Here is a 13029-nt window from a genome sequence, read left to right as displayed (position 1 = left end):
GAAAAGAAAAAGACAGGTCATATTTGTAATGCGAATATCAAACAAAACCTGTCAATATGAAAAAAAACGATTTTTTCACAAGTCAAAGATAGTTTAAAAAGTCTATATCAGCAAGAGCCATCGGGGCATGCACTAAGCCGTTTGAACACTTTGTGTGGCTTAGTGACAGGAATGATTAAACGAAAAAGTAGCCATTTGCCAGATATAGGTAGTGGTTTACCTCAAGATATAGATGCCGCAAGTCGAGTTGTTCATGCCAAACGATTTCTGTCAAATAAGTGGACAGATTACAAGGTACATTATCTTCCCTTTCTAATTGCATTTTTACGTTTTGCTTTATCCAAAAAGAATAATAATCAAGACATTAGTTTAGTAATAGATGGGAGTCAAATGGGAAGTAAACATGTCGCTCTTGTTGTCAGTCTAGCTTGGAAAAAACGTAGTATTCCTATTTGTTGGGTAATCAGAAAAGGGCGTAAAGGACATTTCCCCCAACAAATGCATTTAGACATTATTCAACAAGCAGCCGAAATCTTAAAACCGATTCTTTTTACTCAAACTAAAGTGACTTTATTAGGAGATGGAGAGTTTGATGGAGCATCTATACAGCAATTATGTCGCCTAAAGTTAGGCTGGAAATATGCTGTAAGAACAGCCAAGAATACAATTTTACATGAGCAAGGAGACTGTTTTAAACCTCGATTTACAAAAGTACCAGATGGAGAAACATTTTTGTTTATCCCATCTGTTGAGTTTTCTAAAGAGAAAATTCAAGATGTAAATTTTCTGCATTGGCATGATCCTAAATATGATGAGCCAATATTTTTGATTAGTAATCTAGATGACCCCTTTGAAATTATAAGGCAATATGAACTGCGTTTTTCAATTGAAACCATGTTCAAAGATTTCAAATCAAGAGGATTTAATATGCATAAAACAAGATTAAAGGAAGCTTATGACATATTTAATCTGTTGATTGTTGGTGCATTAGCTTTTTGTTTTATTATGGGATTTGGTGCTTTACATCAAAACAGTCCAGTAAAAAAGAAAGTTCAAGAAAAACAAAATCAACAGTTTTCAATTTTTACATTGGGCTTAAAATTAGTTCATTATTTTATTGAAAGGGAAATCCCTTTCGTCTTTTCTCTCATATTTTCAAAGAACTCGTCTTAGTTTTTTCTAAGTTTTTATGTAGGGTTTCAAATAGTACGTTAAGAAATGCTCCAAGAAGCCTTCTTCTCTAAAATTAACGAAACTAAAGCAATAAATAGAGGTCAAATAGTGAAAAAATGCTCTTTTCTTTACAAAAAAATGTTTAGAGTACTTTTCTTAGACCTTAATTGGCTAAATTATAATCAATTGAAGCTGTTTGAGGCATTTGATAATTTTCTTTTTAGAAAATAGGCTATTGATACCAGAAAAAAGCGTATTTTTGTGCGAATTTAAGACCGTAATTGCATCACATTATTCATTTTACAATATTTTTAGTGCATAGCGATAATAAATCGTCAAGCATTCAAAGCAATTCTCGCACACTTAAAATCACATACTTTAATACTTTTCTATCCATTGATTTGACTAGCAAAGTATCCAAAAAAACTTTATTACTACACTTAATACATAGAAGATTGGCTTTAATAAAATCAATATCGGGAACTAGAGGTACTATTGGTGGAAACACTGGAGAGAATCTAACAGCACAAGACATTGTAGAAAGTACAGCAGCCTACGCACAATGGGTTTTAACAACAACTCAAAATCCATTGGTCATTGTTGGTCGAGATGCACGAATTTCAGGAGATATTGTTAACCAACTAGTTTGCGGCACCTTGCGCATGATGGGTATCAATGTAATGGATATCGGTCTGTCTACTACTCCTACTGTCGAAATTGCCGTTTCTCTTGAGGGAGCTGGAGGAGGAATTATTATTACAGCTAGCCATAATCCAAAACAATGGAATGCTTTAAAATTTTTGAATAGTTCTGGAGAGTTTATCTCTGCCAACGATGGGCAAGATATTTTGGATTTAATTAGCTCTGGCAAGGTCGAATATGCCTCTATTGATGCTTTAGGACGTTACGAAAAAGCAGTTGGCTATATTCAAAAGCACATTGATATTATTTTTGATTTAGACCTTGTGCGACGAGAACAAGTAGTTGAAAAACAATACAAAGTAGTTGTAGATTGTATTAATTCTACAGGTATTTTGTCTGTTGTTCCTCTCTTGGAACAAATGGGATGTGAAGTAATTGCAATTAATGATGAAATGCACGGACGTTTTGCTCACAACCCAGAGCCTTTGCCCTCTAATTTGGTGGCTTTGGCTAGAGAAGTCGTTTTTCATAAAGCTGATTTAGGAATTGCTGTTGATCCTGATGTAGATCGCTTGGCCTTTGTTACCGAAACAGGAGAAATGTTTGGGGAAGAATATACTTTGGTGGCTGTTGCAGACTATGTTCTACAGCACCAAAAAGGAAATACCGTTTCCAATTTATCGTCGACACAAGCCTTGAATGAAATTACTAAAAAACACGGTGGCACTTACACAGCTTCTGCGGTAGGAGAAGTCAACGTTGTCACAACTATGAAAGAAACCAATGCTATTATTGGTGGCGAAGGCAATGGTGGTATTATTTACCCAGAATTGCACTATGGTAGAGATGCTTTGGTAGGAGTTGCTCTATTCCTATCCTTCATGGCTGAAACTGGCAAATCTGTATCACAATTGAGAAGTAGATACCCTTTTTATACCATTATTAAAGATAAAATACAACTTACTCCAGAAATTAATATCATAGAGTTGTTGGACAAACTCCAAGAAAAGTACCACCAATATCCACAAAACACCGTAGACGGACTAAAAATTTACCTAAACGAAAATTGGGTGCATTTGCGTCGTTCAAATACAGAACCCATCATCCGTATTTACACAGAAAGTCAATCGGTTACTACAGCAGAAACGCTAGCTAACAAAATCAAAATGGATATGAGTGCTATTCTAAAAGGAGATATTTAGAAGACCTTTGTTACTTATTTTTTATAAAAAAGTACCATTAGAAATGTTCAAAAGGCATTGATTTAGCTTCTTATTTTAAGCATAGGAATAGCTTCTTTACAGTATAATTAGCAAATATAATTTTACCAAAAGACTTTTTACATTATAACTATTTAGTTTTATTGGACACTAAATGTATATAGATGTCCTTCATAATTATCATATTATGCGTATCTATTTAGACAATGCCGCTACCACACCTTTGTGTGATGCCGTGTTAGAAGCAATGCTTCCTTATCTCAAAAATAATTATGGCAACCCCTCCTCTACCCATCAAGAAGGGCGAACGGCTCGTGCAGGTGTAGAACGTGCTCGAAAAATTGTAGCCCAAGCTATAAAAGCATCTACCTCTGAAATTTTCTTTACTTCTGGAGGTACAGAAGCTAATAATACGGCTATCAAATGTGCTGTTCGTGATTTGGGTGTTCAGCGTATTATTTCTAGCCCAATCGAGCATTCTTGTGTTTTCAACACCGTGAATCGTATGCGGGAAGAAGATATTGAGATTGAGTTGGTACAACTAGATAAAACAGGTCGAGCTAATTTGGATCATTTAGAGACCTTGCTAAAAGATCGCTCTAAAAAAACCTTAGTTTCGTTGATGCACGCCAATAATGAAATTGGAACTCTTAATCCAATTGACAAAATCGGGGAGCTTTGCCAACAGTACGACGCTTATTTTCATACCGATACCGTTCAATCTATTGGACATATTTCGATTGATGTTTCCCAACTTAATATTAGCTTTCTTTCGGGATCTGGTCACAAATTACATGGTCCTAAGGGCGTTGGCTTTTTGTATGTTAATAAAGCAAATGTTATTGATGCTTATATCGATGGTGGAGGACAAGAACGAAAAGTGCGTTCAGGAACAGAAAATGTGGCTAGCATTATTGGATTAGGAAAAGCCTTAGAACAAGCTATTGAACATTTGGAAGAAAGAAGGGTTGAGATTGAAGCCGTTCGAGATTACTTTATTCAAGAACTAAAGGCTAATTTTCCCGATGTTATTATCAATGGCGATTATGCTGGTCAATACTTATTTACAGTGCTAAATGTTTCTTTTAAAACAGACACTCCAGTAAATATGCTATTGTTCAAATTAGACCTAAAAGGAATTAGTGCTTCTGGCGGTTCTGCTTGCAATTCTGGTGCTGTCAAGGAATCAAGAGTGTTAGCAACATTAGGCGTCCCTGATGGTTATCATTCGGTTCGTTTTTCTTTCTCTCACTTAAATACAAAAGAAGAAGTTGATTACACCATCGCTCAACTGAAAGAAATTGTGTAATTAAAAGCGATAGACACATTTAAACAAAAAATGCTAAAGACTTGTTCCTAAATTTCGTAATTTGGAAGCAAGTCTTTTTTTATTCTAGTCACAAAACATCCATCTATGAAACTACTAACCAACTTTTCTTTAGTTTTAATTTCTCTATTGTTAGTTGCTTGTGGCGGAAATTCTACCGAAACGAATTCCTCTACCAATAGTATAGATAGCACAACAACAATGCAAGTAGATAGTTCTGCAAGTTTAAAAGCTGTTAGCAATAATAATGTTCCTCCAGAAAACATTACAGGAACCTATATCTTTGGCGACCAAGAAAGTGCCGAAGGTGGTGGTTATCTAGTAATTGAAGAGCAGGACAATGATTCTCTAAAATTTGAATTAGATATCAATATTGGTGCGCCTAATTACAATTCAGGTACTGCAACGGGAATTTTAAAGTTAGAAAACAATACAGCCGTATTTAAGACCAGCGAATACTCAGAAAAAGATCCTTGTGCCATTACATTTACGTTTAATAATGATCACACAATTGAGTTAAAACAAGAAAAAGGTAGTCCGTTCTCTTGTGGTTTTGGCAATCGTGTATTTGCCAATGGATTGTATGTAAAACAAAAAGAGGAGGCTATTTTCAAATATAAAGGTGGTCTTGAATAGAACGACAGCAGTATGATTTCACAGTAACCGCGTAATCGCAGCACAACGAACTATTTATTGCTATCTCTACCTCTAAAAGGGCAAAAACTAGCCTTTTATGAAAACTTATTGCTGTTTTAGATTGTTATAAGAATGCATATGAGTCCAATAAATAATAAACCTTGTCGTTTATTATCAGATTTGATCAGAACATTATATTCTGGTGATCTTAACTAAAAACATTCTTCAATTTAAAACACAATAACAATGAAATTTATAGGAAAAGTAATTAGTTCAGTCGTATTAGTCGCTGTTGTAGAAATGGTTAGAAAATACATCAAAAATTCATAAAATGTTACCCACATTTGATTTTTAAATCACTATTCAAGGATGAATAGTGATTTTTTTTTATAGATAAGCGTTCATTGCAACCAAACATTCCTCGCATTTGACCAAATACTCAACCAATCTTTACGCCACACAATCTAGCACCATTCTTGTACACTTGATATACATCAGTTATTTGAGTACAAAATAATGCCTACTTTTTTGTCGTTAATACACAAGGTTTATTCGCTAACAAACACTGTTTTTATAGTGCCCATATCATTGGATAGTTTATTTTGTAGTACAGTTATAGGCAATTTGCGTATTTTTTTGTAAAATTGTATACTTTAACTTAGAAAGACCTGTGTCTGTATGCTAGACATTGTTTTTTGTTTCTTTTAAATCAATGGTTCGCTAAAAATTGTATTAATTTACTTTTTTATAATAATGTTGATTAACACCCTTCCATCGTGAGCTTGCTCCCCTAAGATCGGTGTTTTTTGTGCCACTTGCACAAGCCTGCTCAACTATTGCTTAGTCAACTACGTTGTTACCACATCGTTTCAACGATCACGAAGGAGCAGTGTGACTAACTATTGAACAAAATAGTGAACTACTAATTTTATTGTAAATCGTCTATATATTTTACTACTTATAAATGGTCTAATTTTTCCTATAAGTATTGAATTTATAAACGGTTATTATTATTATTCATTACTTCTAAAGAATCATATCAGTTTGATTATCAAAATAATACTTTTAACTACTTAATTCCTTAAATAATTAATAGTCCAACTGATGCAAAGATGATTTTTTAGTTTTTTGTAAAAAACTAAAAAATCCACGAAGTACTAATTATTATTAATATAATTTGTTATTTTTTCAAAAAATCTATCAATTGTAACAGATTATAAATAAAAAACCAACAAACTATGAAGAAGCCTAGCCTATTAGTAGTGCTTTTCTTGGTATTTGCAGTTAGTGTATATGCACAAACACCATTGGACAAAGGAAATACAGCCTATGGTGCTCGAAACTTTAGTGAGGCAACCTTGCATTACAGTCGTGCTGTAATGGATAATCCAGGCAATACAGACTTGCAAATGAAATTAGCAAACTGTTACCGTTTCTTGAATAAAATGAACGAAGCGGAGCAAAGATACAAGCTAGTCTGCCAGAATCCCAATACTGCTCCTATTAACTATTACCATTATGGAACAGTTTTGCAAGCGAACAAAAAGTATGATGAAGCAATTCTTGCTTTTGGAAAATATGCCAAAGAGAATAAGGCTCGTGCAGAAAAAGCACAAGCAGCTTGTGTTTTTGCAAAAAAACAAAAAACGCTTTCATCTGCGTTTCTCGTAAAGAAGGAAAAAGGAGTTAGCCATGTTTCCTATGACGACTATGCTCCATTTTTACACAAAGGTAAATTGTACTTTACTTCTGCTAGAAAAATCAAAATCAATAGTGGTACTTCTTCTAGCACGGATAGCTATTTATATGAAGCAACAAGAAGTGTAGGAGGACAATTATCTGGATTAAAAATTGTAAAAAATCCTATTGAAATTGCACCTCAGAACAATATTGCTCCTTTGGCTGTCAATGCCACAGAGACAATGGCTGTAACGTCTTATAGTCAATTTGCTAATGGCGTACGTCACTTATACGAATCTGCATTTATCAATGTTGGAATGGAGCTTTCGCTGCCTGCCGATGGTATGAAAAGCCTTACTTATATTCCTATGGGCAAGCCGTTTCCTCATGTTGGAGAAGAGCACGCTGCTTCTTTCCCTCATATTACCAATAATGGTAGAACGATTTATTTTGCAGCCTACAATTTGCCTGGCGGATATGGAGGTTTTGACATTTGGGTCATTCATCAACAAGGTTCGGGGTGGACTCAACCTCAAAACTTAGGACCTAATGTAAACTCTGCTGGAGATGAAGTGAGTCCTAGCATTAGTGCCGATGGTTATCTATTTTTCTCCTCAGATTACCACAAAGGTTTTGGAGGATTTGACGTATTTCGTGCAAAAAAAGAAGTTGGTGTTTGGAAAAACGTCCGCAACTTAGGCAATCAAGTTAATTCTTCACATGATGATATGTACTTTGTCTACGATGCAGCTACTCGAACAGGCTATTTTGCTTCTAACAGAGATGGTTATTATGATATTTATAATGGCTTGATGAATGCTAGCCAGGACTTGATGCCACTCATCAATGAGAAAGAAAAAGCTATTCCTGTTAAAGATCCTGTTGTAGCGAATAACAACAATACCAATCAACCGAACAACAATAATAATACGAATACAAATGGTAATATAGGTGGAACTAAAGTACCGAATAACTCTACTGTTTCAGGCACTTCTGGTACAATTACCAAAACTCCTACAGGAGGCTACAAACCTACTTCTGGTAAAACAGACCCACCTATTGATGGGTATAATAAAGGAACAACCAATACAAATACAGTTCCACCAACTACTGTAGTGACCACGCCTACTGTTGGTAATAAACCAACTGTTAGCCCAACAGGAAATGGCAATACGATACCTTGTAGTATGAATTTTTATATTGGAGCTGTTATTGATAAAGAGACCAAACGTCCGATCAAGGACGCAACAGTTTATATTAAAAACCTTCGTACGGGAGAAGAAAATAAGATCAAAGACCCAACCAATCATTATGGTGAATATTCGGTTATTTTAGATCCATTACACGACTATACTATCGCAATTTCTAAGGCAGGTTTCAAAAATCTTGTTTTTGATGTCAATACAGGCAATGGTGGCAAAAAGACATTGTTAGGAACTCGTGCTATGATGGCATCTCCAATGTTAGATAGAGACAAATACGGTAATGTAATTGATGCTGAAGCACCTCTAACTAACGTGGGGCGTCCAACAGACGAAGAACTAATCAATCCAATTAGATCAACAGGGAAAACATTCTCTTATGAATCGAATGGTGCTCCAATGCCTAGTAAGGGATATTTAATTCAAGCTTTGGTTGCAACAGATTTAACAGCTGAAGAACGTTTGGAATTAGAGCAATATGGAAACATTATCACAGAACCAAGAGGGAATAAAAAAGCCTTTAGAGTTGGTATATTTGCCGATGAAGCGCATTTAAACAAATCTTTGGCTGAAATTCGCAAGACGTATAGAGATGCCTTTAAAGTACCTGTTGAGTTAGACAACAACCACTTGGGCGGGCGCATTGCTTTGAGCTCTCAAGTTATTTATCCTTTACCAGAACGCAAGCCATTACCTGTTTTGGATGATGTTCCTGTTAATAATAATTTTGAAGAACGTACCCCTACTGTTGTAGAACAACCTACTATACGAGAAAAAGAATTGGACACATGGACCAATGATAAATTACCAGAAGGCGTTACGGCTAGAGGCGTGTCCTTGCCTGCAGAACCAACTGTTGCCTTTAAGGTTCAATTAGGAGCATTTAAAGATGCTTCTGATATTTCTTTTAGCAATGTTAGTCACCTCGGATTGATTGAAAAACAAAAAAGATCAAATGGCTTGACTTATGTTTATATTGCTAGTTTCAAAACATTGGATGAAGCACGTGTTGCTCGTTCAAAAGCAAAAGAAAAAGGAGTCGAATCACCGTTTATTGTTGCATTCAAAAATGGTGTTCGTGTTAATATCAGCGATGTAGTGAACAACTAATCATTGCCTTCTTACTTTGCAGAAAGCGTTCTGATTTTGTAATAATCAGAACGCTTTTTTAGTTAGTTTTTTAGCTAGCTATCATACTTATTATTTTATAATAATAAGCAAAAATTTTACCCCAGCACCATAAAGATATCAAAGTCTAATCGTATCTTAGAGAGATCATACACCAAACATCAAGCACTTTTATATAATAATATGCATCGCACTAGGCGAAATAGAAATCTACGAATTTTAGTTATCCTACTTATTGGTATTAGTCTATCTATTGCAAATTTTCACTATATTAATGTTACCAAACTAACTAGTAATCAGCAATTAGTTGAACAAGCTGTTCAAGAAACAAAAACAAAAATCAATAAAGAACTCCAAAAAGTTAGTTTAGCTATTACCTCTTTACAGTTGCTATTTGAAACCGCAGATAGTGTTACTCGTCCTGTTTTTGATGCCTTCACACTTCCATTTCTAAAAAATTTACCTGGCATCAAAGCACTAGAATGGGCGCCTCGAATCCTTGATGCTGATAGAGAACAATACAACCAAAAATTGAAAAATGAAGGTTTTGAGGAACACGATATTTTGGCAGCAAATTTTGAAAAAAAATCATTGGATGTTAGTCCCCAAAAAGCCTTTTATTATCCCGTACAATATATTGCGCCCAAAACGTTGAATAAATTGGTCATTGGTTATGATTTGAGTTCAGATCCCAAACGATATGCTATTATCAAAAACAGCCTTGAATCAAATGCTATTTCTGTCTCCCCTCCGTTGCAATTGGTGCAAAACAAAGCGAATACCTACTCCTTTCTTGTAGCAAAATCTGTGACAACCCCTCAAAATATCCAAGGTATCTTGTTAGGTGTTTACTATATGGAAGATTTCATTCACACAATTTTGAAATCTGAATTGCAAGTATTAGATATTTCCATTTACGATAGTTTATGGAATATAACCCCTATGTTTAATAACAGTCATACTAAATTAAACACAGATACTCCTTGTGATAGTCTCGATGTAACCTTATGTGGACGAGTTTGGAAACTGTATTGCAATCCTAATATAGCAATGACAAGATACCCTCATTTACCCATCTCATACGCTTGTTTATTTTTAGGCTTTCTGATTACTTTCTTACTAATTGTAATGGTTTATATGAATGCTAACGGAGAACTTCATTTAGCAAAAAAGGTGGCTAGCAGAACGTACAAATTGAATGAAGCCAATAAGGAACAAGCTGTTTTGCTCAAAGAAATTCATCATCGAGTAAAAAACAACTTGCAAGTAATTACCAGCTTGCTCAGTTTGCAATCTAGTAATATTGACAATCCCAAAATAAAAGAGATTTTTAGCGTTAGTCAATATCGAATCAATACAATGGCTATTTTACATGAGGAGTTGTATCAATCTGAAAATTTGTCCACCATTAGCTATGGAGAATATCTTCAAAAATTGGTTGATTACTTAATTCAATCCATTCTAGGCTCTAATCACCAATTAGAAGTTTCTATTGATGTTCCTCAAACCTTGAAATTAAATATTGATACGGCTATTCCCTTGGGCTTATTAATTAATGAAATTATTACCAATGCCCTCAAATATGGCTTGAACCAACACCAAAAAGGAACTGTATATATATCAATTATTCCTCAAAAATATCCTACCTTTAAATTGTTAATTGGAGACAATGGAAAAGGCTTCTCAGACGAGATCAACTATAAGACAACTAAATCACTTGGATTGAAGTTAATTCGTCAATTGGTTCGCCAACTGAGTGGCACGATTGAAAAATCTGATGCAGGTTCTGGCACCCACTATATTATCTTATTTAAAGAAATAATATAACTTATTCCCCTAACTAGGCAACAACAATCTAAAAAGCTTACTGATAATCATAATCACACACCGAAGTTACAAAATATCGTTGATTTAGTTCAAACTCCCGTACAAGTTAGTAACAAGTACGACTTAGGCTATCTGCACAACAACAATTGAGTTAAATAATAAGCTGCTTTAGCCGAGTTCTAAATGATTCGATTTTTGTCAACTTCACAATACAGCATTTAATTTCATGGCAAAAAAGACAAAAAAAACGTCTCGCACAACTACTACTACCCAAAATACTTCTAACAATACACCTCATAAAAGTTCTTGGCAAAGGAAAATTACTGCCTTTTTTACGGCTATTTTTGGAGCAGGTGTGCTTACTTTTTTTACTCCCCTATTTGGTGTTATTGACAATGCTACAGGAGGTTTTCTAACTCAGATGTGGGGTACAGTTGCCACTATTGAAGAAGACGTTACTAGAAATCTAGAAGATAACAAGGTCACCAACAACGACATCCCTCTCCCTAATCAACAAGAGACAGAACTAGATGAAACTGTAGGCTTGCCCGCATTTCAAAATAATGATAAAATGGTCATCAAGCACCAAGCGTACACCTTGCGTTATAATGAAAAGCATGAACAAGCGGAATGGGTAGCTTATACTCTTTTAGACAAACACTTAAAAGGCAAACATGGGCGAAATGATCACTTTAGATCGGATCCTGATGTTCCCACTCAAACAGCCAAACCAACGGATTATACGCGCTCTGGTTACGACAGAGGGCATTTGGCACCTGCTGCTGATTTTAAATATTCTGCCAACGCAGTTGATGAGTCTTTTTATATGAGTAATATGAGTCCCCAAGCTCCTTCATTTAATAGAGGTATGTGGAAAGGGCTTGAAAATAAGGTTAGAGAATGGGCAAGCCAAAAGAAAAAATTGTATGTCGTTTCGGGACCTATTCTAAAAAAACATCTCCGAAAAATTGGAAAAGATAATCGTATCAGTATTCCCAAACAATTTTACAAAATTGTAGTTGACCTAAATCCTAAACATCCACATGCCATCGCATTTTTGATGCCCAATAAGCTCTGCAAAGGTTTTTATGAGGACTATATGGTCTCTATTGACGATATTGAAGCGTTGACTCAAATTGATTTTTTTCCTAAACTTCCTGATGATTTAGAAACGTATTTAGAAAAAAGTAGAACTTCTGATCGATGGTTCGATGAGGGTCCTGAAGCTATACCTGCCCCTGATGAATAACATCAATTGCAAGCAACGAACTATTAAAAGATCAAACAATAACAATAAAAACTCTTTCAGAGCAAGATTCTGAAAGAGTTTCTTTATGTATATTTATACGGAATTGAATATCCGTATTAGTATGTTCTATACCAAATATTACAACTTGAACCATTCATTGAAATCGTTCCTTGGAAATACTTTATATTGTTAGTTTCTGAAAATGTTCCTGTCAAAGAAATACCTTGTTGACTAAATGAAATAGAGCCATTGGTTGCAATTGCAATATCCTCAATTTTATACGTTTGGTCTAAAACAAAATCTGTATAAACAATATCCACATAGTTATTTCCTGCATTGGCTGGGTCTGTATCTTGTACTATATCAAAATACAAAACATCATAAAGAAAGCTTCCTGGGTCATTCAAACAAGTCATACTATTGATTTGAGTACTATCTAAATCATATGCACCAACATACGCTAATGTACCAACAGTACCACCTCCACCTGTGCCTCCACCTGTGCCTCCACCTGTGCCTCCACCTGTGCCACCTCCTGTACCTCCGCCTGTGCCACCTCCTGTACCTCCGCCAGTACCGCCTCCTGTGCCGCCACCAGTTCCACCTCCTGTGCCGCCACCACTACCAGCGGGTACTGTACAAAGCGGTCCAGTCCATCCTGTAGGACAACTACAATGACAAGAGTCTGCATAAACAAATCCTGTACTTCTTACTGCAACAGCCACAACACCTCCATTTTGACAATCTAAGTGATTACAATAACACTCTGGATTATCAGGAGTATTCGCTTGAAAATCACATGGGTCTTCTTCTGCGCACGAAAATAGGAACACAGATAAGTATAGCATAAAAAATAGTTTTTTCATCTTTTTATTTATTTTTTTAATACATTTTTAAAGATAGCATCAACGATTTACTGGCACACAAGTACATAACATTGAGTAA

The 13029-nt window shown here is 35.2% G+C and carries 8 protein-coding genes; 7 read left to right on the top strand and 1 reads right to left on the bottom strand.

The window, feature by feature from the left end; all coding sequences use genetic code 11:
* Nucleotides 1–171 precede the first annotated feature (171 nt).
* The 7 genes from QP953_RS10645 to QP953_RS10615 all read left to right on the top strand — a co-directional run bounded on the left by QP953_RS10645 (nucleotide 172) and on the right by QP953_RS10615 (nucleotide 12084).
* Nucleotides 172–1173 carry a transposase gene (locus QP953_RS10645; protein WP_309552816.1) on the top strand — a complete coding sequence of 334 codons (1002 nt, stop codon included), beginning with the start codon at nucleotides 172–174 and terminating at the stop codon, nucleotides 1171–1173.
* A gap of 455 nt (nucleotides 1174–1628) precedes the next feature.
* A complete protein-coding gene (glmM, locus tag QP953_RS10640; protein WP_052598733.1) occupies nucleotides 1629–3017 on the top strand; it encodes a phosphoglucosamine mutase in 1389 nt (462 codons plus the stop codon).
* Between the two features lie 205 nt (nucleotides 3018–3222).
* Entirely contained in the window at nucleotides 3223–4344 is a 1122-nt protein-coding gene (locus QP953_RS10635) for a cysteine desulfurase family protein (RefSeq protein WP_309554973.1), read from the top strand.
* 105 nt (nucleotides 4345–4449) lie between these two features.
* Entirely contained in the window at nucleotides 4450–4998 is a 549-nt protein-coding gene (locus QP953_RS10630) for a hypothetical protein (RefSeq protein WP_052598734.1), read from the top strand.
* A 1238-nt stretch (nucleotides 4999–6236) separates the two neighbouring features.
* The gene (locus tag QP953_RS10625; protein WP_052598735.1) at nucleotides 6237–8990 is read left to right on the top strand and encodes an SPOR domain-containing protein; all 2754 of its coding nucleotides are present in this window, start codon (nucleotides 6237–6239) and stop codon (nucleotides 8988–8990) included.
* 201 nt (nucleotides 8991–9191) lie between these two features.
* A complete protein-coding gene (locus QP953_RS10620) occupies nucleotides 9192–10835 on the top strand; it encodes a CHASE domain-containing protein (protein ID WP_309554971.1) in 1644 nt (547 codons plus the stop codon).
* Between the two features lie 226 nt (nucleotides 10836–11061).
* Nucleotides 11062–12084 carry a DNA/RNA non-specific endonuclease gene (locus tag QP953_RS10615; protein ID WP_052598737.1) on the top strand — a complete coding sequence of 341 codons (1023 nt, stop codon included), beginning with the start codon at nucleotides 11062–11064 and terminating at the stop codon, nucleotides 12082–12084.
* A 116-nt stretch (nucleotides 12085–12200) separates the two neighbouring features.
* Here the strand turns inward: QP953_RS10615 and QP953_RS10610 are convergent, their stop codons facing one another.
* Nucleotides 12201–12950 (bottom strand): hypothetical protein, encoded by a 750-nt coding sequence (locus QP953_RS10610; RefSeq protein WP_309554969.1) that lies wholly within the window; start codon nucleotides 12948–12950, stop codon nucleotides 12201–12203.
* Nucleotides 12951–13029 lie beyond the last annotated feature (79 nt).

The sequence above is a fragment of the Aureispira sp. CCB-E genome (genome assembly GCF_031326345.1).
In the GTDB taxonomy this organism is placed as follows: Bacteria; Bacteroidota; Bacteroidia; order Chitinophagales; family Saprospiraceae; genus Aureispira.
Note: the sequence above shows the minus strand (reverse complement) of the source record. Positions and strands in the feature narration are given on the sequence as shown.

What these genes read in the sequence shown, in the direction of transcription:
- QP953_RS10625 (WP_052598735.1), top strand. Translation starts at nt 6,237, where the DNA reads ATGAAGAAGCCTAGCCTATTAGTAGTGCTTTTCTTGGTATTTGCAGTT.
- QP953_RS10635 (WP_309554973.1), top strand. Translation starts at nt 3,223, where the DNA reads ATGCGTATCTATTTAGACAATGCCGCTACCACACCTTTGTGTGATGCC.
- QP953_RS10630 (WP_052598734.1), top strand. Translation starts at nt 4,450, where the DNA reads ATGAAACTACTAACCAACTTTTCTTTAGTTTTAATTTCTCTATTGTTA.
- QP953_RS10610 (WP_309554969.1), bottom strand. Translation starts at nt 12,950, where the DNA reads ATGAAAAAACTATTTTTTATGCTATACTTATCTGTGTTCCTATTTTCG.
- QP953_RS10645 (WP_309552816.1), top strand. Translation starts at nt 172, where the DNA reads ATGATTAAACGAAAAAGTAGCCATTTGCCAGATATAGGTAGTGGTTTA.
- QP953_RS10620 (WP_309554971.1), top strand. Translation starts at nt 9,192, where the DNA reads ATGCATCGCACTAGGCGAAATAGAAATCTACGAATTTTAGTTATCCTA.
- QP953_RS10615 (WP_052598737.1), top strand. Translation starts at nt 11,062, where the DNA reads ATGGCAAAAAAGACAAAAAAAACGTCTCGCACAACTACTACTACCCAA.